Origin of the sequence: Nitrospirillum viridazoti CBAmc (assembly GCF_000730165.1) — a bacterium.
Lineage (GTDB): Bacteria > Pseudomonadota > Alphaproteobacteria > Azospirillales > Azospirillaceae > Nitrospirillum > Nitrospirillum viridazoti.
The window spans coordinates 1419175-1443733 of record NZ_CP022111.1 but is presented as its reverse complement, the minus strand read 5'-3'; the positions used below and the strand labels follow the sequence as shown (position 1 = coordinate 1443733).

Here is a 24559-nt window from a genome sequence, read left to right as displayed (position 1 = left end):
TTTGACAACGCCGGAAAGCGCACCCTAACCCTGGTATCGCTAACATGCGCAAAAGCTAAGAACAGGGTGGAATCGCGTCATGGCTTCCGATCTTTTTTCCGCCGACACGGTGCAAAACATCGTCGATACGGCGACCCACATGCTGTCGCCGCACGGCCCCAACGGGACCCTGACGCCGACGGATTTCAGCGTCCATTTCTTCCTGCAGATCACCGCCATCATCCTGGCCTGCCGCGTCGTCGGCTGGCTGGGGCAGAAGCTGCTGGCCCAACCCCAGGTGGTTGGTGAGATGATCGCCGGCGTGGTGCTGGGTCCGTCCCTGCTGGGCCTGCTGTTCCCCGGCCTCGCCGCCGAGCTGTTCCCCAAGGAGACCAAGAGCGTGCTGTACGTCGGCGCCCAGTTCGGCGTCGGCCTCTACATGTTCCTGGTGGGTACGACCTTCCGGGGCGACCATTTCCGCACCAACGGCAAGAGCGCCTTCGCCGTCTCCTTCTCCGGCATCGCGGCCCCCTTCCTGATCGCCGTGCTGATCACGCCTATGCTGCTCAAGGTGCCGGGCCTGTTCGCCGAGGGCCTGCCGCAGAGCCAGGCCACCCTGTTCATGGGCGCCTGCATCGCCCTGACCGCCTTCCCCATGCTGGCCCGTATCATCAATGAGCGCGGCCTCAGCAACTCCGCCCTGGGCACCCTGTCCCTGACGGCCGGCGCCTTCGACGACGCCGCCTCCTGGTGCGTGCTGGCCATCGTGCTGGCCATCTTCGGCGCCGGCCCTGGCGTCGCCGTGCTGGCCATCGGCGGCGGTGTGGCCTACGCCCTGCTGGTCATCCTGTTCGGCCGCCGCCTGCTGGCACCCCTGGGCCGCGCGGTGGAACGGCGGGGGGAGATGACGCACACCGTGCTGGCCATCACCCTGATGGTGTTCTGCCTGTCCGCCTTCATCATGGACGCGGTGGGCATCCACGCCATCTTCGGCGGCTTCATCGTCGGCACCGCCATGCCCCGCGGCAAGTTCGTGGAAGAGCTGAAGAAGAAGGTGGAGCCGCTGACCGTGGTCCTGCTGCTGCCCATGTTCTTCACCTACTCCGGCCTCAATACCCGCATGGACATGGTGAATTCCGCCTCGCTGCTGCTGATCGCCCTGGGCGTGCTGGTGGCCTCCATCGCCGCCAAGGGCGTCGCCTGCTACGCCGCCGCCCGGCTGTGCGGCGAGGACAACCGCACAGCGCTGGGCATCGGCGCCCTGATGAACTCACGCGGGCTGATGGAACTGATCATCATCAACATCGGTCTGCAAAAGGGCATCATCGGCCCCACGCTGTTCTCTATGTTGGTGCTGATGGCCATCGTCACGACTATGATGGCCTCCCCGCTGTTCGAACTGGTCTATGGCCGCAAGGCCCGGCTGAGTGGCGAGCTGGGGGCCGTGCCGGAGCAAGCCCTGAGCTGAGTGGACGACCGAGCAGAGTTGATGACAGTCGAGCGAACCATCCTGATCGTCGGTGGCGGCACGGCCGGTTGGCTGGCCGCCGCCTACCTCGCCAAATACTTGGGCGTGCGTGAAGGGGGGCCGATCGGCATCACGCTGCTGGAGGCGCCGGACATCGGCATCGTCGGGGTGGGGGAGGGGACCTTTCCCACCATCCGCGGCACCCTGCGGTTCCTGGGCCTGAACGAGGCCCAGTTCATGCGCGATACCTCCGCCACCTTCAAGCAGGGCATCCGCTTCGCCCGCTGGGTGGACGGGGGCGAGGACGACAGCTTCTTCCATCCCTTCGAGGCGCCTTTCCCTACGGATGGCGCCGGCCTTGTGCCCTACTGGCTGCTGCAGGACGGTGACCGCCGCCCGCCCTTCGCCCAGGCCATGACCTTCCAGCAGCAGGTGACCGACGCCCGGCGGGCGCCCAAGCGCGGGCCGGAGGGTGATTTCGAGGCACCGCTGAACTACGCCTATCACTTCGACGCGGCCAAGGCCGCCCAGGCCCTGGCCGCCCGCGCGCGGGAGCTGGGCGTCCGGCACCTGCGGGGCACGGTGACGGATGTGGCGCTGGCGGCCGACGGCGCCATCGCCCACCTGGTCACGCGGGAATACGGGGCGATCGCCGCCGATTTCTACGTGGATTGCAGCGGCTTCCGGGCGGAGCTGATCGGCCGCGCCCTGGGCGTGCCGCAGAAATCGGTGAAGTCCATCCTGTTCACCGACCGCGCCCTGTCCTGCAAGGTGCCCTATGAGGCGGCCGACACCCCCCTGGAAAGCTGCACCGTGGCCACGGCGCACGCGGCGGGCTGGACCTGGGAGATCGGGCTGGAGGGTGCCCGCGGCGTGGGCTGCGTCTATTCCAGCGACCACATGTCGGACGACGAGGCCGAGGAGGTTCTGCGCGCCTATGTCGCCCCTCACCTAGACTCCGGTGTCGAGCCGCCGCCCCTGCGCAAGACCGCCTTTGACGCCGGCTATCGCGAGACGCCCTGGGTCAGGAACTGCGTCGCGATCGGCCTGGCGGGCGGGTTCCTGGAACCGCTGGAGTCCACCAGCGTGGTGCTGATCGAGGTGGCGGTGGGCATGCTGGCGGAGCTGTTCCCCCATGACGGCAGATGGGACGCGCCGGCCGCCCGCTTCAACGAGCTGATGACCCGGCGCTTCGAGAACATCGTCAACTTCCTGAAGCTGCATTACTGCCTGAGCAAGCGGGAAGAGCCGTTCTGGCGCGACAACCGGGACCCCGCCACCATCCCGCCGGCCTTGCGCGACCTGCTGGCGCAGTGGCGCACCCGGCCGCCCAGCCGCTTCGACTTCGCGCTGGATCTGGAGGCTTTCGCCTTCTTCAACTACCAGTACATCCTGTATGGCATGGGGTTCGAGACCGACCTGTCGGCGGCCCGCGCCGCCTTTCCCCAGGCGGAGGCGGCGCAGAAGACCTTCGCCCGCATCCGGGCCTATGGCGACCACGCCACAAAGGACCTGCCCGCCCACCGGGCGCTGATCCGGCGCATGAGCCAGATCAGCGCGCTCGGGAAGGTAGGGACCTGAGGTCCCGCGCCGGACTGTTACGCCGACAGGGCCTCCGGCGCGGTTTCGGCCAGCATGCTGCCTGTCTCGCGCGCGCGGATGTGCCAGCTGAACGCCTCTTCCAGGACATGCGGGGTCTGGCCGCCCCGGGCCACAGCCCGGCGCACATAGTCGGCCATCTGCCCGCAATAGCTGGGATGCAGGCAGTTCTCCATGATTACCCGCGCCCGCTCCCGCGGGGCCAGGCCGCGCAGGTCGGCCAGGCCGCGTTCCGTGACGATCACATCCACGTCATGCTCGGTATGGTCGACGTGGGTGACCATGGGCACGATGCTGGAGATGCGGCCGTCCTTGGCCAGCGACTTGGTGACGAAGACCGACAGCTGGGCATTGCGGGCGAAGTCGCCCGACCCGCCGATGCCGTTCATCATGTGCGTGCCGTTGACGTGGGTGGAGTTCACGTTGCCGTAGATGTCGCACTCGATGGCGGTGTTGATGGCGATCAGGCCCAGGCGGCGCACCACCTCGGGATGGTTGCTGACCTCCTGCGGGCGCAGGACGATGCGGTCACGGTAGCTGGCGATGTTGGGCATGACGCGGGCCATGACCGGTGCCGTCAGCACGATGCTGGAGGCCGAGGCGAAGGCCAGCTTGCCCGCGTCGAACAGGTCGAAGGCGCTGTCCTGCAGCACCTCGCTGTACAGCTCCAGGTCGGTGAAGGGGCTGTCCTTCAGGCCGGCCAGCACGGCGTTGGCGATGGCGCCGATGCCGGCCTGCAGCGGGGGCAGGTGCCGGGGCAGGCGGCCGGCCAGCACCTCCTGCTCCAGGAAGGTGATCAGGTGGCGCGAGATGGCGGCGGTGTCGGCGTCGGCCGGCTGCAGGGTGGTGGCGCTGTCCGGCTGGTTGGTGACCACGATGGCGGCGATCTTGGCCGGATCCACCAGGATGGCCGGCGTGCCCACGCGGTCCGACGCCCGGGTCAGACCGATGGGCTCACGCGCCGGGCGCCGCTTGGGGATGTAGATGTCGTGCAGGCCCTCCAGATCCGCCGGCTGGGCCAGGTTGATCTCCACGATCACCTTGTCGGCCAGGATGGCGAAGCTGGCGGAATTGCCCACGCTGGTGGTGGGGACGATGGCGCCCGTCTCGGTGATGGCGGTGGCCTCGATGATGGCGCAGTCGAGATGCCCCAAAGCGCCGGACCGCAACTGCTCCACCATTTCCGACAGGTGCTGGTCGATGAACATGACCTCGCCCCGGTTGATGGCGGCGCGCAGGCGGGCGTCGGCCTGGAAGGGCAGGCGGCGCTTCAGCATGCCGGCGTCGGCCAGCATGCCGTCCAGGTCATTGCCCAGCGAGGCGCCGGTCAGCAGGTTGATGTGCAGCGGGTCGGTTCGGCCGCGATTGATCAGGGCCAGGGGGACGGCCTTGGCATCGCCGGCGCGGGTGAAGCCGCTCATGCCCACCGTCATGCCGTCCTGGATCAGGGCCGCCGCCTGTTCCGCGCTCATGACGCGGTCGTGCAAGCTGCTCAGACGAATTCGCTCTCTAACCATGTTCTTGTCCGTTGTTCGTCACCGGCCGCCTGGGTGGCCAAGGACCCTTGGTCATTGCGGTCCCTGCGGCGTGCGGGCACCGAATATTTGGGGCTCTGCGCCGCTGCCCCTCCAATAGTTTCTCAAGGGCGCAACGATCACGGATTCTGATCGTGGGCCCGGGTCTCTGCCATATCGAATAGATATCGAAGATGCCATCTCGATATATTAGACGCACCGCAGCAGCCGGGCGCATAGTTCATCTCACCAACGACCGCGCCGACTGAAGGCGATGTACCTGACAGGACGCGGCCCGGTTGATTGATGGAGATGCTTGAATGTTCGCCCCGCTGAAGAATTCGTCCCGGAAGGTTGCCGTTGCCGCCGCCGGCCTGTCCTTCCTGGCGCTGTCCGCGCCGCTGAGCGCGTGTGCCGCGGGCACCGAGGTGGTGGTGACCCCGGCGGTCAGCCAGGCTTGCCAGGCCATGGGCCTGCACCCGGCCAACTCCGACTTCGCCGCCTGCACCAACGTGCTGACCCATGTGAAGGGCGCGCATGCCCAGGTGTCGGCCCAGGTCGGCCGCGAGCAGCAGGCCTGTGCCGCCGCCGGCGCCACCCCCGGTTCCGCCGACTTCAATGCCTGTGTCGACAATCTGGACGCGGCGTTGACGGCGCAGGCCCTGTCGGCCAACTGACAGGGTCGTAACGGGGCGGGGGAGGACCAAATGGTCCAGGGGCGGCTGATCCGGTTCCGCCCCCCTCCGCCCCCTTCGTGACGGTGCCCGCCGGCCCCCCTCCCATCGGGTTGCCGGGCACCTCACGCTCAGGGAAAGGACGCGGCAAGGGGAGCACCCTCGGGCCGCGTCCTTTTCTTTTTCCACACTTCCAACGAGGTTCTTTCCGTCATGGCCGAATTGGATGTCGCCGGCATCTTCATGGCCCCCATTGTCGGCTATGTCGCCGCCACCCTGGTGCTTTTCCTGCTGCTGCGCGGCCTGCTGGCCCACCTGGGCTTCTGGCGCGCCGTCTGGCACCCCGCCCTGGTCGAGGCGGCCTTGTTTTCCATCCTGCTCGCCGGTCTGGTGCTGCTGTGAACGCCCGCCTCTTGATCCTGGCGCGCGCCCTGGGACGCGGGGCTTCCACCCTGGCCCTGGTGGCGCTGGCCATCCTGCTGATCGGCGCCCTCTGGCAGCGCTACATGCTGGCGCCCTGGACGCGCGACGGCCGCGTGCGGGCGGAGGTGGTGGACGTGGCGCCGGAGGTGGCCGGCACCATCGTCGACATCCCGGTGCACGACAACCAGCTGATCCACAAGGGCGACGTGCTGTTCGTCATCGATCCGGTGCGGTTCCGCATCGCCCAGGCCCAGGCCCGCGCCGCCGTCGCCGCCGCGCGCGATGACCGGGCCCTGAAGCTCAGCGATGCGCAGCGCCGCCAGGGCTTGGCCGGCGTGGTGTCCGAGGCCGAGCAGGATCGGTTCCGCAGCACCGCCAGCGTGGCCAATGCCCAGCTGGACGCGGCGACGGCGGCGCTGGACCTGGCCAACCTGAACCTGGAACGCTCCATCATCCGCGCGCCGGTCAACGGCTACGTCACCAACCTGCGCCTGCGCGTGGGCGACTACGCCACGGTGGGCCAGCCCCGGGTGGCGGTCATCGACACCGACAGCTTCTGGGTCTCAGGCTATTTCGAGGAAACCAAGCTGGCCCGCATCCATGAGGGCGACCCGGCCCGCATGAAGCTCATGGGCTACGCCGCGCCCCTGACCGGCCATGTCGAGACCATCGCCCGTGGCATCAACGACCGCAACAGCGCGCCCAACGCCTATGGCCTGCAGGACGTGAACCCGGTCTTCACCTGGGTGCGGCTGGGGCAGCGCATCCCCGTGCGCATCGGCATCGACACCGTGCCGCCCGGCGTGGTTCTCGCCGCCGGCATGACCTGCACCGTGTCGGTGGGGGATGAGGCGGCACGTCCGCAGGGCGTCGTGGGCCGGGTGCTGGCCCGTCTGGAATCGAGGATCTGAGCCATGATCCGCCGTAAGGCCCTGGCCGCCCTGATGCTGGGCGGCATGGTGTCCGCCTGTTCCGTGGTCGGCCCAGACTACAAGCCCGTGCCGCTGGACGATTTGCCCAAGGGTTGGACCGAACAGCTGCCGCCGGCGGCCGGCGTGGACGCCATGCGCGCCTGGTGGGACAGCTTCGGTGATCCCACGCTCAGCCGCCTGGTCCAGGTGGCCATCACGGATAACGAAGATTTGAAGATCGCGCGCCAGCGCCTGGTGCAGGCCCGGGCAGCGCGGGTCATCGCCAAGTCCGCGGATCTGCCGGACGTGCGGCTGGGTATCGATCCGGCCCTGCAACGATCCAGTGAAAGTGTGGATTGGCCGGCCGGCATCGGCAGCTATCACACCTGGCAGGCGGAACTGGACGCGACCTGGGAGATAGACGTGTTCGGGGGTACCCGCCGGGCGGTGGAGGCGGCCGACGCCGACATCGCCGCGACCGAGGAAGGCCGCCGCGCCGTCCTGGTCAGCCTGCTGGCGGAGGTGGCGACCGATTACGCCCGCCTGCGCGCCGCCCAGCTGCGCCTGACCATCGCCCGGAACAACATCGACGTTGCCACCAAGGCCCTGGACCTGGCGCAGCGCGCCTATCAGCGCGGCCTGGGCACGGTGCTGGACATCGCGCAGGCCAAGGCGCAACTGGAGACGGTGCAGGCCGCCACCCCGCCGCTGGAAGCTACAGTGGCGCGCATGAGCCACGCCATCGCCATTCTGCTGGGCCGCTACCCGGGGGAACTGGAGGCGGAATTGAGCCAGCCGGCGCCCCTGCTGTCCGTCCCCGACAGCCTGCCAGTGTCCGTGCCGTCCGAGGTGGTGGCCAACCGGCCGGATATCCGCCAGGCCGACCGGCGCTATGCGGCGGCCACCGCCCGCATCGGCGTGGCCACCGCCGCCAGCCTGCCCCACTTCGCCATTCCGCTGACCCTGCTGCCCCAGGCGGCCGACCTGGGCAAGCTGTTCAGCCTGGCCAGCCTCACCTATTCCCTGGGGGCCCAGGTGACGGGCCCCGTCTACAACGGCGGCCGTGACGACGCCCGCATCACCATGGCCAAGGCGGAGGCCGAGGCCGCGCGTATCAATTATGAGCGCACGGTGAAGGAGGCACTGCGCGATGTTGAGGACGCGCTGGTGAACTACCAGACGGAAACCCGGCGGCAGCAGACCCTGGCCGCCGCCCGCGACGACGCGGGCCAAGCCCTGGATCACGCCACCCGCCTGTACAGTGCCGGCCTCACCGACTTCCTGAAGGTGCTGGACAGCGAGCGCCAGGCCTACCAGGCGGAGGACCGGGAGGCGGAAAGCCGCCTGGCCCGGGTGGAGCACGTCATCACGCTCTACAAGGCGCTGGGTGGCGGCTGGCAGGGCGTGGACCTGGATAAGGCCGATTAGATCTCCGCCGCCTTTTCAGCCAAGGCGATGAAGGCCCGCACCGCGGGTGCGGGATCCTGGGGGCGGTGGGCCAAGGCCAGGGTGTACTGGATGTCGGCATCGGCCAGGGGGCGGTAGACCACGCCCTCCACGGCCAGCCAGGCGATGGACCCGGGCAGGAGCGACAGGCCCAGGCCGGCGGCCACCAGCCGGACGGTCAGCGATATCTGCGGCACCGACTGCACCACCTGCGGGGTGAAGCCGTGTCGGCCGCACAGGTCGTCGATCAGGCTGCGCAGCTCCGCCGCCCCGGCACGATGGTGCAGCACCATGGGCTCCGCCGCCAACGCCGCCACCGGGATGGCGTCCAGTGCCGCCAGCGGATGGCCGGCCGGCAACGCCGCCACCAGGCTATCCGGCCGCAGGGGCAGCACCGTCACCCCGGGTGGCAGGCTGAGCGGCGGCAGGCGGACGAAACCGACATCCAGGGTGCCGGCGGCGATGGCGGCCAGCTGCGGCCCTACCGCCATTTCCACCAGGTGCAACTCCACGGCCGGATGGCTGCGCCGGAAATCACGCAGCACCGCCGGCATCAGGGCGCCGACGCCGGCGGAGCCGACGAAACCCACCTCCAGCTTGCCGACTTCGCCCCGGCCGGCCAGGCGGCCGATGGCCTCCGTCCGTGCCGCCTGTTCCAGGGTCTTGCGCGCCTCCGCCAGCACCAGGGCGCCAGCGTCGGTCAGGCTGATGCGGCCGCGCGCGCGGTTCAGCAGGGGCGTGCCGATCTGCCGTTCCAGGGATTGGATCTGCTGGGTCAGGGCCGGCTGCACGATGTGCAGCCGCTCGGCCGCCCGGCCGAAGTGCAGCTCTTCGGCCAGCAGGACGAAGGAGCGCAAGAGTTTCAGTTCCAGCATGGCCGTGCCTCAGGGCGTGGGGGTGGTGCGGATGGCGGCGGCCCGCCGCGCCTGGGTGACCAGCGCCCGCACGGCGGCCGTCCCCTCGTTGGCGCGGTAGACCAGCATGATGGGGGCCGTGTCATAGCCGCCCTGCAGGTCCAGCAGCCGCACGCCTTCCAGGCGCATGTTGCGCATGCTGTCGGGCGCCAGCGCCACACCCAGGCCCGCCTCCACCAGGTTCAGCAAAGGCGGGAAGGCCGGCACCTCCTGGACGATGCGGGGGCTGAACCCCGCCTCGCGGCAGGCGGCGATCATGATGTCGTAAATGTTGGGGCCGGCCGTGCGCGGAATGATCAGGAAATCCTCGTCCGCCAGTTCCGCCAGGTCCAGGGTGGCGGCCCCGGCCAGGCGGTGGCCCATGGGCAGGGCCGCCAACAGCCTTTCCTCGACCACGGCATAGGTGGTCAGGCCCGGTATTTCCGCCGTCCGGCCCCGCACCAGGGCCACGTCCAGGGCGCCGTCGCGCACGGCGTCGGTCAGCTGGCCGAAGTCGTTCAGCTCCAGCGTCAGCTGTACCCCCGGATGCTGGGCGCGATAGTCGCGGATCAGCCGGGCGATCCAGGGATGGGCCGTGACCGACATGCTGAGGCCCATGCGCAGGCGGCCCTTGTCGCCCCGCGCGACCTGCCGGGCGTTGGCCAAAGCCTGGTCCATGTGCGCCAGGATGGCCTTCGCGTCCTGCAGGAAGGAGGCGCCGACGGCCGTCAGCTCCACGCCGCGTGACAGGCGATGGAACAGGGGGCTGCCGATCTCCCTCTCCAGCTGCTGGATCTGCTGGCTGAGCGGCGGCTGGCGGATGCCCAGCTTTTCCGCGGCGCGGGTGAAGTGCAGTTCCTCGGCGACGGCGGTGAAATAGCGCAGGTGGCGGATGTCCAAGGCGGCGCGTCCTGTCGGTTTTGGATATGGAAAAGCATCCAGTCATATATTGGACCGTAGGCGGGGGTATGGAGCATCATCTAAATCGATGAACTGGCTGGCGTTCCGCTCATGGGAACGGCCGGCGCCCTTCCTTTGGCGTTTCCACCCGTGCCGCTCGCCTTCCCAATACGGTCTATCGCCACCCTGGTTCCCAGCCGGGGGGCGTTGGGCCATGCCGTGCGCACGACGATGGCGGCCCTGCTGGCCCTCCATCTCGCCTATGCCCTGCAGCTGGAAAGCCCGCAGACGGCGGCGGTGACGGTGCTGATCGTCAGCCATCCCATGAGCGGCGCCGTCATCGCCAAGAGCGTGTGGCGCATCGCCGGCACCCTGGTGGGGGCGGCGGCGGCCTTGGCCCTGATGGCGGGCTTCGGCCAGTCGCCGGAAGCCTTCCTGCTGCTCTACAGCCTATGGCTGGCGGGCTGCGTGGCGCTGGCCACCCGTCTGCGCCGCTTCCGGTCCTACGCCGCCGTGCTGGCGGGCTACACCCTGGCCCTGGTGGCGCTGGGGGCTGTGGACGATCCCTTGCGCACCTTCGACATCGCGGCCGCCCGCGTCGCCGCCATCGTCGTGGGAGTGCTTGCCAAGATGACGGTGTCGGGCATCGTCTGGCCGGTGACGGCGGCCCAGCGGCTGGACAGCCGGGTGGGCCGGGTCACCGCCGCCGTGACCGGCGCGCTGGCCCGGGACCTGACCGGCGCCGTCGCGCCCGGCCCGTACCGCGACCTGTTGGCGGAGCTGCAGGGATTGGACGACCTGGCGACCTACGCCGCCGTCGAGTCGGTCGCTTTCCGCCGCCAGGCCGACGGCGCCCGGATCGCAGCGGCCGCCCTGTTCGGGCTGCTGGCCCGGGTGGACGCCGCCCGGCGGGCGCTGGCCGTGCTGCCGGCCGCCGGGCCGCTGCTGGCTTGCCTGACGCCGTTGGGCGCGGGCGACGGGCCGGCCTTCCGCGTGGCCGCCGCCGCGGCGCGCCGCCGCCTGCGCGCCGCGTTGCGCCTGGCCCGCCGGGCGGCCAATCCGGCGTCCATCGCGGCGGCGCACCAACTGGGGGAAATGCTGGACCTCATGGTGCAGGTGGCGGTGGCGCGCGACCCAACGCGACGCCTGTCCTTCACCCTGCCGGAGCCGGCGGACGGCCCCCTGGGCAGCGCGATCATCGCCGCCCTGCGCACCCTGATCTCCGTCGGTCTGGCGGCGGGCTTCTGGGTCGCCACCGAATGGCCGGCCGGCACCATCATGGTCAGCTGGACCAGCGCCTTCGGTGCCCTGCTGGCCAGCCGCGCCAACCCCGAACAGGTCAGTGTCCAGGTCTTCCGCGCCGCCGTCTGGGCCGGGCTGTTGGCCCTGCCCATCACCTTCCTGGCGCTGCCGGCCTTGTCGGAGTTCTGGGGCCTGTCCCTGGTGCTGGCGCCGGTCATCCTGGTGGCCGCCTTGATGTCCCAACGGCCTGGGCGCGGTGACTTCGGCGCCTTCATGCCCCTGCTGTTCCTGACCCTGGTCGCGCCCACCAACCCCATGAGCTACGACCTCCAGGGCTTCCTCAACGCCTTCGCCGCCATCGTGCTGGCCGCCGTGTGGATATTGCTGACCTACCGGCTGATCCTGCCGGTGGACGGGCGGGGGGAGGTGCGGCGCCTGCTGGGCAGCTTCACCGCCAGCGTGCGGACGCTGGCCGGCGGCGCGGCCCCCCCGGCGGACATCGCGGCGTGGGAATATCGCCATCATCACCGGCTGGCGCGGCTGGCGGCATGGGGCGGGCGGGGGGACGACCGTGCCTTGGCCACGGCGCGCGCCCGCATGGACGTGGGCCGCGCCCTGATCGCCATGCGGGCCCTGCTGCCCGCCCTGGCGCCCCAGGATCGCCGCCGGGGCGATGCCGTCATGCGGGCACTGGGGCGGTTGGTCGAGGAGCCGGCGCGCCTGGCCGCCTTCGCCCGGCGCGCCGGGCGGCGGCTGGAGGTCGCGGCCGCCGATGCGGACGGTACGCGTCGCCACGGCCTGTTGGATCTGGCCGCCTGGTGCCGGCAGCTGGCCGGCTGAGACCCAGGGTGGGCGTTCCGGTCGGCCGATTCACGGATTCACCGGCGCTGTGAATGACAGCGCTGCCGATTCTCCCTGGTTTAACCAAATTTCCGGATTACCTGTTGAAGGGGCAGGGGCGCCATGGGGGTACCCACAACGCCTAGAACAGGGGAATGGCGCCGCCATGGCGACGCGACACCGAACAGCGGGGGCGTAACCCGCGAGTGCGCCGGATGACGGTTGTACCCGCCCGGCTTGTCCCTTAGTGTAGCCGCCACATCGCCACGGACCGCCTCATGGCCACGGTTGCCGCCGCAAAAAAATGTGTCCTCATCGTCGAGGACAACGAGCTGAACATGAAGCTCTTCAACGACCTGCTGGAGGCGCACGGCTATCGCACGGTGCAGACCCGCGATGGCGGCATGGCCGTGGAACTGGCGCGGACACACCGTCCGGATCTTATACTTATGGACATACAGCTTCCGGAGCTTTCCGGTCTGGACGTGACGCGTTGGTTGAAGGAGGATCAAGAGCTTGGGTCGATCCCCGTCATCGCCGTCACGGCCTTCGCCATGAAGGGTGACGAGGAGCGTATCCGGGAAGGCGGTTGTGATGACTACATCGCCAAACCCATCTCGGTTGCCACTTTCATCCGGACAGTTCGGCGCTTTCTGGATTAGGGTGCGCAATAGTACCTTGGAATAAGCCGCGTCTTCCCCCGACGCGGCCGGAATAAGTGGTGTCATGTCGGCTCGCGTCCTGGTCGTTGATGATGTCCTGCCCAACGTCAAGCTGCTTGCGGCGAAGCTGACGCGCGAGTACTTCGACGTCATCACCGCCAGCAGCGGGCCCGAGGCGCTGGAGAAGATCAAGGCGCAGGCGCCCGACATCGTCCTGCTGGACGTCATGATGCCCGGCATGGATGGCTTCGAGGTGTGCGAGCGCATCCGCAGCGACCCCGCCATCATGCACATCCCCGTCGTCATGGTGACGGCCCTGTCCGACATCGCCGACCGCGTGCGGGGGCTGGAGGCCGGCGCCGACGACTTCCTGACCAAGCCGGTGAACGATGTGGCGCTGTTCGCCCGCGTGCGCTCGCTCGTCCGTCTCAAGATGATGATGGATGAATGGCGCCTGCGCGAGAGCACGTCCGGCCAGCTGGGCATGCTGGTCTCCACCGACAGCATGCACAACCAGTCGGCGGAGGGCGCCAACGTCCTGGTGGTGGAGGACAGCTCCATCGACCTGGACAAGATCACCGAGACGCTGGGTCGCGACCGGGGTCGCGTGGTGGCTGCCGACACCTGCGCCACCGGGCTGGAGCAGGCGCTGGCCGGCGACTTCGACTTCATCGTCATCAGCCTGACGCTGATGCGCGAGGATGGCCTGCGCCTCTGTTCCCAGCTGCGCTCGCAGGAGAAGACGCGCCAGGTGCCCGTGCTGCTGGTGGCGGACGAGACCGACATTGACCGCGTGGCCAAGGGCCTGGAGCTGGGCGCCAACGACTATCTGATCAAGCCCATCGACCGGAATGAGCTGATGGCCCGCGCCCGGACCCAGATCCGGCGCAAGCGCTACCAGGACCGGCTGCGCGCCAATTATGAGCAGAGCCTGTCGCTGGCCCTGACCGACAGCCTGACCGGCCTGTTCAACCGCCGTTACCTCAGCGCGCACCTGCCGCGCCTGCTGGACCGGGGCGGGGACAACCACAAGCCGGTGGCGGCCCTGCTGTTCGATATCGACCATTTCAAGGTGGTGAACGACACCTACGGCCACGGCGTGGGTGACGAGGTGCTGAAGGAAGTGGCGCTGCGCGCCAGCCGCAACCTGCGCAACTTCGACCTGGTGGCCCGGCTGGGCGGCGAGGAATTCGTCGTGGTCATGCCCGACACGGACCTGGCCGCCGGCGTGCTGGTGGCCGAGCGCCTGCGCCGCCGCATCGGCGAGACACCGTTCAACGTCACCACCGAGGGTGGGGAGATCACGGTCACCATCTCCGTTGGCGTGGCCGTGGCCGCCGGCGCCCAGGGGCCGGACGGCCGCATGGAGACGGGCGACAGCCTGCTGCGCCGGGCCGACATGGCCCTCTATGAGGCCAAGCGCGCCGGCCGCAACCGCGTCGTGACGGACAGTAGCCTGGACGCCGCACCGCTGAGCCACGCGGACGCGCCGGACCTCAGCCTGCCGGGTTGAGTTTTTCCCTCAAGCGCCGGGCGCCGCCATCCGGCGGCTGGGCTATCCTCGCATTCCAGTCCGCTTCGCTTCCCGGAATGCTGCGGGGGCCGGCAGTCGCCGGCCTTTTCCATTGTGGAGTATGAGAAGGGGAGTCAGCCCCGGTACAGGCGCTTGCGCACGCTGTCCGACAGGCGCTGCCAGCGGCGGGCCAGCTGGATGGCTAAGGGCTGGCCCTCGTGCCGGCCGGCGGGCCGGGCGCCGATGCGTGAGTCCATGTCGGTGCGCTGGCGCACGGGAATGGGGCGGACCAGGTAGGGGGCGATGCCATTGTCCCAATAGCGGTCCATGGTCTGGTCCACCGGCATGAAGATGCGCCGGCCGTAGTCCAGCATGCGCCGGGCCCCGTCCAGGCGGATGAGATAGGCGCCGAAGCCCAGGACGTGGGTGCCCAGGCGCACCAACTCACCATCGCGCAGGGTCTGGACCGTGCGGCCCCGGAACTTGGGCGTCTTGGGCTCACGCACGCGGGGGCGCAAGGATTCCAGCCGCACCCCCTGCCATTCCGGCGCCGGGTCGGCCAGCAGATCCTCCACGATGCGGGGCAGGGCCGGGCTCAGCTCCACGTCGTCCTCCATGATTAGGGCGGCGGGGATGTTCTCCCGCACCATGCGCTCATAGAGGCGGTAGTGGCTGAGGTAACAGCCGATCTCTGTGTCCAGCATCTCCACGCCATAGACGCGCAGCGCCCGGGCGCGGTCATAGACGGCGCGGTCGGCCTCGCTGAGCGCGCGGCCGTTCACCGCCGGCACGAACTCCACCGCGAGCCCCAGGCGCGCGCATTGCTCGGTCATATGCGCACGCCGCACCCCGTCATGCTCAAGGTTGATGACGAAGATGGGGCAAGGGGGGATCGGACAGGAGGAGGCGGCCATGGGGAGGGTCCCAGGGTTCTGGGCGCCCAAGGGAAGGCCGGACGCCAGGCATGCCAATAGGAAAGGGCCGCTCCAGGAGCGGCCCTTCGCCTGACCAGTGTCCTCATGCTCCGGTCGCTCGCCGCCAGCCTTGCGGGCGGGGCGTGGTTCCAGAGCGGCGCGCCCGATACGGGCGCGCGGGACTTACTTGATCTTGGCTTCCTTGAACAGCACGTGCTTGCGCGCCACCGGATCGTACTTCCGGAACTCCAGCTTCTCGGTCGTCTTACGCGGGTTCTTCTTCTTCACGTAGAAGAAGCCGGTTTCAGCGGAGCTGATCAGACGGATCAGCACGGTATTCTGCTTGGCCATGACCTTTAATCCCACCTACGACAACCCCGTTCGGTCGCCAACTCGGCGGGTCGGGGGCGGTCAAAAACAATTCCGTACCGCAGCCCTCAGGGGCACGGCGTCGCGGCACTTTAGTCAGCGGGCCCTGAGAGTCAAGGCCAAAGAGCCATACGCCCCGGGAAGGGCCGTTGGGACAGGGGATGCGCGCCGTGCATAAGGCCGCTCCAGCCAAAGGCTGCTGGAGCCCTGCACCTGGTGCCGCGAGGGCGCCATCCCCTGAGCGGCATTGGGGATTCCGCCAGCGCCACAAGCCATATATCGTTTATCAATAAAGTTCTTGCCGCGCGTCGATATATGTTTTATCGATAAACAACAATAACGGAGTTGACCCCCATGAACCCACGTCCCGACATCCTGTCCACCACCCGCCTCGTGCTCCGGGGCCTGACTGGACTCAATATTCTGCTCGGCGCCGGAATCGCGGTGCTGCTGAGCACCAGTTTCGCCGCCGCGCCCTGGCTGCAAAAAGCTTTGGGCGCCCAGCCCGAGCAGATGACCGGCATGCGCCTCGTCATGCTCGTCGGCTTGGCCGGCATCCCGCTGGCGCATCGGATGCTGACCCGGTTGTCCACCATGGTCGAGACGGTGCGCGACGGCGATCCCTTCATTCCCGAGAACGCGGCGCGCCTGCAGGACATCGCCTGGGCGCTGCTCTGGATCGAGGTTCTGAAATTGGCTGTCGGCGCCGTTTCGGCGGCAACGCCCTTCGCGATCGATCCGGGTTTTTCCCTGGATGGATGGCTCGCTGTCCTGCTGCTCTTCGTCCTGGCTCGCGTCTTCGCCCTCGGCACCACCCTGCGCGCGGATCTCGAAGGGACGGTCTGAGCCATGGCTATCCTGGTGAAGCTCGACGACCTGCTGCATGCAAGGCGCATGACCCTCAGCCAGTTGGCCGAACAGGTCGACATCACATTGGCCAATCTCTCGATCTTGAAGACCGGCAAGGCCAAGGCCATCCGGTTCTCGACATTGGAGGCGATCTGCCAAGCGCTTGACTGCCAGCCGGGCGACCTGTTGGCCCACGAGAAGGAGTAACGCTGATGACTAGCGAAATTTCCCTGGCCCGCCTCTATGCGCTGCGGGTGTTCTATCTGGTGATGGCCGTTGGGGTCGGCATCGTCGACTGGCCCGAGGTCATTCATCACGCCAATGGGCCGATCCTGGGACTGCAGACGGCGCGCAGCCTGCTGGCCGGAATCGGGCTGCTCTCCCTTCTCGGGCTGTACTCCCCGCTCAAGATGCTTCCCCTGCTGATCTTCGAAGTGACCTGGAAGATCATCTTCCTGGCTTTCTACGCTCTGCCGCTGTGGCTGGCGGGCGACGTCGACCCGGCCAGCCTTGCCAATATTCAGGCCGTGCTGGTGGTGGTCGTCTTCATTCCGACGATTCCCTGGCGCTATGTGTTCCGGACCTACCTCGCCTGCCCGGGTGAGCGCTGGGCTTAGCTAAAGCCGAGTCGGCTAGGGCGTGCCGCTGATAACCGCCGTGGCCGCCGGCTGGTCGGCCAGCAGGGTCTGGCCCGCCAGCTCCGCCCGGCGCAGCAGGGGCGGGCTGGCCAGCAGGGTCTCCGCCACCGTCAGGTCCACCGGCGCCGGACGGTTGCGCTCTGCCGGGCAGGCTGCGGGCGTGCTGGCGGGCCGGGGCTGGGCGCGCAAAGGTGCCAGGATGGCGGCGGCGTCGGTCAGGCCGGCGGTGCACAGGGCGGGCGCCAGGCCGTGGTGATCGAACATGCGGCCGGCCGGCGTCAGGATGCGCGACCAGGTGATGAACAGCTCCCCCCCGTTGGGCAAGGGGGCCACGGTCTGCACCACGCCCTTGCCGAAACTGGTGGTGCCCACGTCCAGGGCCCGGCCGCTGTCAACCAGGGCGCCCAGCACGATCTCGGCGGAGGATGCGGTCTGCCCGTCGGCCAGCACCACCAGGGGGGCGCCGTCCAGGATGTCGCCCGGCGTGGCGTCGTAATGCTGCACGCTGTCCGGATGGCGGCCCACGGTGTTCAGGAGGGGGCCGCTGGTGATGAACAGGTCGGCCACGGCCACCGCCTGGTCCAGCAGGCCGCCGGTGTTGCCGCGCAGGTCCAGCACCCAACCGGTGGGCCGGCCCAGACCATCGGCGTCGCGCAGATGGCGGATGGCGGCGGCCAGGGCGTCGGCGGTGCCGGCGTTGAAGCGGCTGACGTGCAGCACGCCCACGGCGCCCGCCCGCTCTGCCGTCACGGTGGGCAGGATGATGCGCTGGCGGCTGATCAGCACCGTCACCATGCCGCCGGCCCGGGCCACCCGCACCGGCACGCCGGTTCCCTCCGGCCCGCTCAGACGGGTCATGATCGCCTCCACCGTCATGGCGGGGCCGCCCCCGCCGGCGGCGTCGACGGGCATGCCGCCCACGGCGGTGATGACGTCGCCCACCAACAGGCCGGCGGCGGAGGCCGGGCTGCCCGGGGCCACGGCGATGATACGGAAGCCGCGCGGCGTTTCCTCCAGCGTCACGCCGATGCCGACATAGCCTTCGCGGCGCGACCGTTCCGTCCGCGCCGCCGCCGGCACGGAATAGCGGCTGTAGGGGTCGAGATCGGCGGTGCCGCCCTCCAGCATGGCGCGGAACAGGGTTTCCCGCGTCTGGTCGCCGGGGCCGGCATCGGCGCTTTGCGCCACCGTCCAGTCGGTGGTGAGGGCGGCCAGATGGGCCCAGGACGCCGCGTCGGGACCGGGGGGCAGGGCGAAGGTGCGCGGCGCCCGCCGGCCCACCGCCAGGGTCACGGCTGCGCCCCCCGGCTGCACCGTCACCGTCAGGTCGGGCACGACCACGCCGGCATGGACCAGGCCGTCCACCACCAGGCGGCGCATGTCCACCGGTTCCAGGTACAGCTCGTCGATCTTGCCGTAGGCGCTTTGGTAGAATTGTTCGGCGGTGACGTTGCCGCGATCTCCCGGGCCGCCGACGCAAGCCGCCAGGGCCAGGGCGCCGGCCAAGGCCGCCACCGTCCGGGCCAGGGCGGCGCCCCGGCGGATGCGGTCAGGCCTGACATGGGCGGGCCTGATATGGGTGGGCTGGGCGCTGTGTGCCCGGCATGTGGCCTGGGCCACGGCGCCTCCCGGTTTGTTGTTCCCCTAGCCGCGGATGCCCATGGCCCACTGCACGCCAATCACGGCCCCCTTGAACAAGGGCAGCAAGGCCAGCGACAGGCCTATGGTCAACGGACCCCACAGGGCCGCGTGGACCCATAGGTCGGGGTGGAAATTCTGTTCGACCGCCAAGGCGGCGCCGACCACGATATGGCCGACGACGAAGATGGTAAAGTAGGGCGGCGCATCGTCGGCGCGGAATTTACCCAATTCCAGGCCGCAGTTGGTGCAGACCGGCGCCACCTTGGTATAGCCCTCGAACAGGGTGTGGGCGCCGCAGTTGGGGCAGCAGCGGCGGATGCCGCGCATCATGGCCGTGCCGGCCATGCCCTTGGGCGGTGCGATGATTTCCTCGTGCGTGTCCGTCATGGTGTCCTCCATCTCGGCGACGCTGGCCTCGCGGACTGCCCTCGGATGCGGGTCAACAGGGGGACGGGGTCGGTCGTCATGGCCTAGATGATGGGTATGGCCCGAGCCATGGTCCAGACGCGTTTCACAGGGTACAGCCCTGCTATCTACACTTGTTGTGATTTGCGCGAATTGTGCGCCGGGGACATCAGGCTTTGAGCTGCAGCAGATCCCAGCGGGTGCCGTAGAGGTCCTGGAACACCACCACGGTGCCATAGGCTTCAACCCGGGGTTCCTCGCAGAAGGTGACGCCGGCCGCCTTCATGCGATGGTAGTCGCGCCAGAAATCGTCGGTGCGCAGGAACAGGAAGACGCGGCCGCCGGCCTGGTTGCCGATGGCGGCCTCCTGCTCCGGCCCCGCCGCCTTGGCCAGCAGCAGGCGGGCTTCACCAGAGCCGGGCGGCGCCATCACCACCCAGCGCTTGCCCCCGCCCAGGTCCGTGTCCTCCACGGCGTCGAAGCCCAGAATGTCGCGGTACCAGGCCTTGGCCTCGTCATAATCGCGCACGACCAGGGCGACGCCGCCGATGAATTGAGGCATTCACTTAATCCTTGAGCGGTGGCCGTTTGACGCGGGCCTTGGTGGCGGTCTTCCGGGTCAGGCGGGCGCGGCCACCCTTGCCGTCAGCCCCTTTGCGGGCGGATTGGCCGCCGGCCAGCCAGGGGGCGTCGTCGGTGTCCTCGCCCAGCAGGGCGAAGACCATGCTGCCGGAGATGCGGTCGGCCTCGACCAGGCGCACCTTGACGATCGTGCCCAGGCGGTAGATGCGGCCCCAGCGGCGGCCCACCAGCTGGTGGTTGGCCTCGTCATGGTCGTAGAAATCATCCGGCAGGGTGGAGATGGGCACCAGCCCATCGGCGCCCGTCTCGTCCAGGGTGACGAACAGGCCGAAGCGGGTGACGCCGCCGATGCGGCCGGTGAAGGTGCCGCCCACCCTGTCCGACAGATAGGCCGCGACATAGCGGTCCAGGGCGTCGCGCTCCGCCGTGGCGGCGCGGCGCTCGGTGACCGAGATGTGCTCCCCCACCTGCGCCAGACGGCCCGCTTCCTCCTCATCCAGCCCGCCCGGCCCCAGGCCGTAGGCCTTCACCAGGGCGCGGTGCACCACCAGGTCGGCATAGCGCCGGATGGGGGAGGTGAAGTGGGCGTAGCGCGGCAGGGCCAGGCCGAAATGGCCGATATTCTCCGGCTGGTACAGCGCCTGGCTTTGGCTGCGCAGGATGACGGTGTTCACCAGGTCCGCTTCCGGCGTCTCGGCCGCCTTGTTCAGGATGCGGGTGAACAGGATGGGCTTCATCACCTGGCCCTTGGCCAGGGTATAGCCCAGGGAGCCCAGGAACTGGCGCAGCGCCTCCAGCTTGTCGCGCGCGGGCTCGGCGTGCACGCGGTATATGCAGGGGCTGTGCTTGGCTTCCAGGGCCTCCGCCGCCGCCACGTTGGCGGCGATCATGAACTCCTCCACCAGGCGGTGGCTGTCCAGGCGGGGGCGCACGCCGATGCTCTGAATGGTCCCGGCCTCGTCCAGCTTCACCAGCCGCTCCGGCAGGTCCAGCTCCAGCGTGCCGCGTGCGTCGCGGGCTTTCTGCAGCACGGCGAAGGCGCCGTAGAGCGGGGTGATCACCCGCTCCATCAGCGGGCCGATCAGCTCATCCGGTTCGCCATCGCGGGCCTTCTGCACCTGGGTGTAGGTCAGGCGCGCGACGGAGCGCATGAGGCCGCGCACGAAGCGGTGGCGCTTCAGGCGCCCTTGCGCGTCGATCCACATATGGACCGCCAGGCAGGCCCGGTTGACCTCCGGCTTCAGGGAGCACAGCTCGTTCGACAGCGCCTCGGGCAGCATGGGCACGACGCGGTCGGGGAAATAGACGCTGTTGCCCCGGTCGAAGGCGTTGCGGTCCAGCGCCAGGCCGGGACGGACGTAGAAGCTGACGTCGGCGATGGCCACCAGCAGGTGCCAGCCACCGGGATTGTTGGGGTCGGCGTCGGGTTCCGCGAACACTGCGTCATCGAAGTCGCGCGCGTCTTCGCCATCGATGGTCACCAGGGGGAAATCGCGCAGGTCGGTGCGCCCCTCCACCGTCGGCTCGGGCGCAGCCTCCGCCTCCTCGATCGCCGCCTTGGCGAACTGGGTGGGAATGGCGTGCTGGGCGATGGCGATGAGGCTGACGGCGCGCGGCTCCTCGATGCTGCCCAGCCGCTCCACCACCCGCACCTGCTTCAGGCCCAGGCGGGACGCGGGCAGCAGCTCGGCCACCACCAGCTCGCCCGGCTGCGCCCCTTCCGCATTGGCGTCGGCCACGGCGAATTCCGCCTTGGCGCGACGGTCCACGGGTTTCAGGCGGCCGCCGTCGCGGGCGCGGTCATAGATGCCGACGATGCGGGTGGCCGTGCCGCTGTCCAGCTTGCGCATGGTGCGGCCTTCGTAGATGTCTTCTTCCCCACCAGGCTGGGGTTGCCGCGACAGGCGGGCCAGCACGCGGTCGCCCACCGCCAGTGCTGGATGGCCGCGCTTCTCGGCGGCCATGTAGATGCGCGGTGGTGGCGCCTCATGCGCCCAGCTGGTGGGCCGGGCCAGCACCTCGCCATCCGGCGTCACTTCGCTGACGATCAGCACCGCCACCTCGGGCAGGGCCGCCGGCACGGCGACGCGCCGGCCCTCGCCCTTCTCGATGCTGCCCTCGCCCTCCAGCTCCTTCAGCAGCTCCTTCAGGACGATGCGGCCGTCGCCGGTGATGTTGAAGGCGCGCGCGATCTCCCGCTTGCCCACGGGCACGGGGCTGGACTGGATATAGTCCATGATCTCTTCCCGGGTGGGGAAGGGGGCGTCGGCCGCGCGGCGGGCCGGCACCGGCCTGGGCAAAGCCCGCCGGGGGCCCTCCGGACGCTTCGGCATGATCAATCCTTGAACCGGGGGTGGCGGGCTCAGTCGCCCGCCGCCGTCTTCTTCACTGCGGGTTTCTTCGCGGCCGTGGTGGTCTTCTTCGGCGCGGCGGCCTTCTTCTCAGCCGTCGCCTTGGCGGTCGCCGCCTTCGCCGGGGCCTTCTTGGCCGCCGCCTTCTTCGGCTTCTCCTCGCCCTCGGCCGCGGCCGGCTTCTTGCCGCTGTCCTTGGCCGCCTTGGCCGCCAGCAGCTCCACCGCCTGTTCCAGGGTGATGGTGTCGGCGTTGATGGCCTTGGGGATGCTGGCGAACAGCTTCAGGTGCTTGACGTAGGGGCCGAAGCGGCCGCTGCCCAGGGTGATGGGCTTGCCGTCCTTGGGATGGTTGCCCAGCTCACGGCCCGCCACCGTCTTGCGCGCGGCCACGCCGGCCAGCAGCACCACGGCCCGGTTCAGGCCTATGGTCAGCACGTCGTCATCCGGCGTCAGGTTCTTATAGGCGTCGCCATGCTTGAGATAGGGGCCGAAGCGGCCGATGCCGGCCGTGATCTCCTGCCCCGTCTCGGGATGCGGGCCCAGGCTGCGCGGCAGGGCCAGCAGGCGCAGGGCGATGTCCAAGTCCACGTCCTGCGGGTTCATGGCGCGCGGCAGCGACACGCGCTTGGGCTTGGGCTCGTCCGGCGCGCCCGTCTGGACATAGACGCCGTAGGGGCCCCGCTTCATGGACACGGGGTAGCCCGTCTCCGGATCGTTGCCCAGCTCGCGGTCGGCGTTGCCCTCCTCGCCACCCTCGACGCTCAGGGGGCGGGTGTACTTGCAGCCCGGGTAATTGGAACAGCCGATAAAGGCGCCGTTCTTGCCCAGCTTTAGCGACAGCCGGCCCTCGCCGCAGACCGGGCAGACGCGCGGGTCGCGCCCGCCCTCGGTGGGGGTGGGGAAGAAGTGCGGGCCCAGCGCCTCGTCCAGGGCATCCAGCACCTGGGTGATGGTCAGGTCCTTGGTTCCCTCCACCGCGGCGGAGAAGGCCTGCCAGAACTCGCGCAGCACCGTCTTCCAGTCGATGCGGCCGCCGGAGATGTCGTCCAGCTTGGTTTCCAGGTCGGCGGTGAAGCCGTACTCGACATACCGGTTGAAGAAGTTCTCCAGGAAGGTCGTGACCAGGCGGCCCCGGTCCTCCGGTTCGAACCGGCGCTTTTCCAGGCGGACGTAGTTCCGGTCCTGCAGCACCTGCAGGATGCTGGCGTAGGTGGACGGCCGGCCGATGCCCAGCTCCTCCATCTTCTTCACCAGGCTGGCTTCGGTGTAGCGCGGCGGCGGCTGGGTGAAGTGCTGGTCGGACTTGACCTCGCCCTTGGCCAGGTCGTCGCCATCCTTCATGGCCGGCAGGCGGGTGTCCTTGTCCTCGTCATCGCCCGCGTCGTCGCGGTCCTCCTGATAGACCTTCAGGAAGCCGTCGAAGGTGACGATGGAGCCGGTGGCGCGGAACTGAGCCTCGGCCTTGGGCGAGGCGATGTCGACCGACACCTGGTCCAGCTCGGCGCTGGCCATCTGGCAGGCGATGGTGCGCTTCCACACCAGCTCGTACAGGCGCTGCTCATCCTTGTCCAGGAAGCGGCCCATCTGATCCGGCCGGCGGAACATGTCGGTGGGGCGGATGGCCTCGTGCGCTTCCTGCGCGTTCTTGGCACTGGACTTGTACACGCGCGGGGCGTTGGGCACATACTCGTTGCCGAAGGCGGAGGAGATCAGGCGGCGGGCGCCGTCGATGGCCTCGTTCGACAGTTGCACGCCGTCGGTACGCATATAGGTGATCAGGCCCACCGTCTCGCCGCCGATGTCCACGCCCTCATACAGCTTCTGGGCGATGCGCATGGTCTTGGTGGCGCCGAAGCCCAGCTTGCGGCTGGCCTCCTGCTGCAGGGTGGAGGTGGTGAAGGGCGGGAAGGGGTTGCGGCGCACCTGGCGCCGTTCCACCGATCGCACCATGAAGGACAGCGGGCGGATGGTGGCCAGCGCCGCGTCGGCGTCGCCCTTGTTGCCCAGGGTGAACTTGTCCAGCTTCTTGCCATTCAGGCCCACCAGGCGGGCGGTGAAGGGCGCGCCGGCCGGCGTGCGGAACTCCGCCTCGATGGTCCAGTATTCCTGCGGGCGGAAGGCCTCGATCTCCGACTCACGCTCGCAGATCAGGCGCAGGGCCACGGATTGCACGCGGCCGGCGGAGCGGGAGCCTGGCAGCTTGCGCCACAGCACCGGCGACAGGGTGAAGCCCACCAGGTAGTCCAGGGCGCGGCGCGCCAGATAGGCATCGACCAGTTCCTGATGCACCTCGCGCGGATGGGCGATGGCGTCCAGGACGGCGCTCTTGGTGATCTCGTTGAAGGTGACGCGCTTCACGTCCACCTTGCCGGTGATGCGCTTCTCGTCCAGCAGCTGCTTGACGTGCCAGGCGATGGCCTCCCCCTCGCGATCCGGGTCGGTGGCGAGGTAGATGCGCGTGGCGCCCTTGGCGGCGCGGGTGATCTCGTCGATATGGCGTTTGGAGCGGTCGCCCAGCTCCCACTCCATGGAGAAATCCTCTTCCGGCTTCACCGAACCGTCGCGGGCCGGCAGGTCGCGGACATGGCCGTAGCTGGCGAGAACGGTGAAATCATCGCCCAGGTACTTGTTGATGGTCTTCGCCTTGGCCGGCGATTCGACGATGAGGACGTTGCTGCCCGACAAGGGGACCCCGCACTGCAATAGGTGGCGATGTTTTCCGAAAACCTTGATCCCGGGACGGC

The 24559-nt window shown here is 69.1% G+C and carries 22 protein-coding genes; 12 read left to right on the top strand and 10 right to left on the bottom strand.

Annotation, left to right across the window (positions count from 1 at the left end; translation table 11 throughout):
* Nucleotides 1-79: 79 nt before the first annotated feature.
* Together Y958_RS19600 and Y958_RS19595 are read left to right on the top strand one after the other, a co-directional pair.
* The gene (locus Y958_RS19600; protein WP_088873602.1) at nucleotides 80-1447 is read left to right on the top strand and encodes a cation:proton antiporter; all 1368 of its coding nucleotides are present in this window, start codon (nucleotides 80-82) and stop codon (nucleotides 1445-1447) included.
* Nucleotides 1448-1468: 21 nt separating this feature from the next.
* On the top strand, nucleotides 1469-3028 hold the full coding sequence (locus tag Y958_RS19595; protein ID WP_088873601.1) for a tryptophan halogenase family protein: 1560 nt from the start codon (nucleotides 1469-1471) through the stop codon (nucleotides 3026-3028).
* A 17-nt stretch (nucleotides 3029-3045) separates the two neighbouring features.
* Here the strand turns inward: Y958_RS19595 and scpC are convergent, their stop codons facing one another.
* Nucleotides 3046-4563: a succinyl-CoA:acetate CoA-transferase ScpC gene (gene scpC / locus Y958_RS19590; RefSeq protein WP_088873600.1), complete on the bottom strand. Its 1518-nt coding sequence runs from the start codon at nucleotides 4561-4563 to the stop codon at nucleotides 3046-3048.
* Nucleotides 4564-4880: 317 nt separating this feature from the next.
* Here scpC and Y958_RS19585 point away from each other — a divergent pair, with 317 nt between their 5' ends.
* The 4 genes from Y958_RS19585 to Y958_RS19570 all read left to right on the top strand — a co-directional run bounded on the left by Y958_RS19585 (nucleotide 4881) and on the right by Y958_RS19570 (nucleotide 7996).
* The gene (locus Y958_RS19585; protein WP_088873599.1) at nucleotides 4881-5237 is read left to right on the top strand and encodes a hypothetical protein; all 357 of its coding nucleotides are present in this window, start codon (nucleotides 4881-4883) and stop codon (nucleotides 5235-5237) included.
* 210 nt (nucleotides 5238-5447) lie between these two features.
* Entirely contained in the window at nucleotides 5448-5636 is a 189-nt protein-coding gene (locus tag Y958_RS19580; protein ID WP_088873598.1) for a DUF1656 domain-containing protein, read from the top strand.
* Nucleotides 5633-6568, top strand: coding sequence for an efflux RND transporter periplasmic adaptor subunit (locus tag Y958_RS19575; protein WP_425600680.1), 936 nt, complete (start codon nucleotides 5633-5635; stop codon nucleotides 6566-6568). The genes Y958_RS19580 and Y958_RS19575 overlap by 4 nt, the downstream gene beginning before the upstream one ends.
* A gap of 3 nt (nucleotides 6569-6571) precedes the next feature.
* On the top strand, nucleotides 6572-7996 hold the full coding sequence (locus Y958_RS19570) for an efflux transporter outer membrane subunit (RefSeq protein WP_088873597.1): 1425 nt from the start codon (nucleotides 6572-6574) through the stop codon (nucleotides 7994-7996).
* Here the strand turns inward: Y958_RS19570 and Y958_RS19565 are convergent.
* Nucleotides 7993-8889 (bottom strand): LysR family transcriptional regulator, encoded by an 897-nt coding sequence (locus Y958_RS19565; RefSeq protein WP_088873596.1) that lies wholly within the window; start codon nucleotides 8887-8889, stop codon nucleotides 7993-7995. The two genes, Y958_RS19570 and Y958_RS19565, sit on opposite strands and share 4 nt — an antisense overlap.
* Nucleotides 8890-8898: 9 nt before the next feature.
* On the bottom strand, nucleotides 8899-9807 hold the full coding sequence (locus Y958_RS19560; RefSeq protein ID WP_088873595.1) for a LysR family transcriptional regulator: 909 nt from the start codon (nucleotides 9805-9807) through the stop codon (nucleotides 8899-8901).
* Nucleotides 9808-10026: 219 nt separating this feature from the next.
* Between Y958_RS19560 and Y958_RS19555 the strand changes: the two genes are divergently transcribed.
* The 3 genes from Y958_RS19555 to Y958_RS19545 all read left to right on the top strand — a co-directional run bounded on the left by Y958_RS19555 (nucleotide 10027) and on the right by Y958_RS19545 (nucleotide 14064).
* Nucleotides 10027-11889: an FUSC family protein gene (locus Y958_RS19555; protein ID WP_186291354.1), complete on the top strand. Its 1863-nt coding sequence runs from the start codon at nucleotides 10027-10029 to the stop codon at nucleotides 11887-11889.
* A 278-nt stretch (nucleotides 11890-12167) separates the two neighbouring features.
* Nucleotides 12168-12551, top strand: a complete 384-nt coding sequence (locus Y958_RS19550) for a response regulator (RefSeq protein ID WP_040845322.1) — start codon at nucleotides 12168-12170, stop codon at nucleotides 12549-12551.
* A 64-nt stretch (nucleotides 12552-12615) separates the two neighbouring features.
* On the top strand, nucleotides 12616-14064 hold the full coding sequence (locus Y958_RS19545) for a PleD family two-component system response regulator (protein ID WP_040845324.1): 1449 nt from the start codon (nucleotides 12616-12618) through the stop codon (nucleotides 14062-14064).
* A gap of 134 nt (nucleotides 14065-14198) precedes the next feature.
* Here the strand turns inward: Y958_RS19545 and Y958_RS19540 are convergent, their stop codons facing one another.
* Together Y958_RS19540 and rpmG are read right to left on the bottom strand one after the other, a co-directional pair.
* A complete protein-coding gene (locus Y958_RS19540; RefSeq protein WP_088873593.1) occupies nucleotides 14199-14978 on the bottom strand; it encodes a glycosyltransferase family 25 protein in 780 nt (259 codons plus the stop codon).
* Nucleotides 14979-15161: 183 nt separating this feature from the next.
* Nucleotides 15162-15329, bottom strand: a complete 168-nt coding sequence (gene rpmG / locus Y958_RS19535) for a 50S ribosomal protein L33 (RefSeq protein ID WP_040845325.1) — start codon at nucleotides 15327-15329, stop codon at nucleotides 15162-15164.
* 372 nt (nucleotides 15330-15701) lie between these two features.
* Between rpmG and Y958_RS19530 the strand changes: the two genes are divergently transcribed.
* The 3 genes from Y958_RS19530 to Y958_RS19520 are packed head-to-tail and all read left to right on the top strand — an operon-like array spanning nucleotide 15702 to nucleotide 16813.
* Complete coding sequence (locus Y958_RS19530) at nucleotides 15702-16193, top strand: DUF2975 domain-containing protein (protein ID WP_088873592.1); 492 nt, start codon at nucleotides 15702-15704, stop codon at nucleotides 16191-16193.
* Nucleotides 16194-16196: 3 nt separating this feature from the next.
* Nucleotides 16197-16403, top strand: coding sequence for a helix-turn-helix domain-containing protein (locus Y958_RS19525; RefSeq protein ID WP_004272535.1), 207 nt, complete (start codon nucleotides 16197-16199; stop codon nucleotides 16401-16403).
* Nucleotides 16404-16408: 5 nt separating this feature from the next.
* Nucleotides 16409-16813, top strand: a complete 405-nt coding sequence (locus Y958_RS19520) for a hypothetical protein (protein ID WP_088873591.1) — start codon at nucleotides 16409-16411, stop codon at nucleotides 16811-16813.
* Nucleotides 16814-16828: 15 nt separating this feature from the next.
* Here the strand turns inward: Y958_RS19520 and Y958_RS19515 are convergent, their stop codons facing one another.
* The 5 genes from Y958_RS19515 to topA all read right to left on the bottom strand — a co-directional run bounded on the left by Y958_RS19515 (nucleotide 16829) and on the right by topA (nucleotide 24500).
* Nucleotides 16829-18454: a S41 family peptidase gene (locus Y958_RS19515; RefSeq protein WP_088873590.1), complete on the bottom strand. Its 1626-nt coding sequence runs from the start codon at nucleotides 18452-18454 to the stop codon at nucleotides 16829-16831.
* Between the two features lie 24 nt (nucleotides 18455-18478).
* Entirely contained in the window at nucleotides 18479-18862 is a 384-nt protein-coding gene (locus tag Y958_RS19510) for a DUF983 domain-containing protein (RefSeq protein ID WP_244909470.1), read from the bottom strand.
* A 187-nt stretch (nucleotides 18863-19049) separates the two neighbouring features.
* The gene (locus Y958_RS19505) at nucleotides 19050-19442 is read right to left on the bottom strand and encodes a VOC family protein (RefSeq protein WP_088873589.1); all 393 of its coding nucleotides are present in this window, start codon (nucleotides 19440-19442) and stop codon (nucleotides 19050-19052) included.
* A 4-nt stretch (nucleotides 19443-19446) separates the two neighbouring features.
* Nucleotides 19447-21795, bottom strand: a complete 2349-nt coding sequence (gene rnr / locus Y958_RS19500; protein WP_244909469.1) for a ribonuclease R — start codon at nucleotides 21793-21795, stop codon at nucleotides 19447-19449.
* A gap of 29 nt (nucleotides 21796-21824) precedes the next feature.
* On the bottom strand, nucleotides 21825-24500 hold the full coding sequence (gene topA / locus Y958_RS19495; protein WP_088873587.1) for a type I DNA topoisomerase: 2676 nt from the start codon (nucleotides 24498-24500) through the stop codon (nucleotides 21825-21827).
* Between the last annotated feature and the right edge of the window lie 59 nt (nucleotides 24501-24559).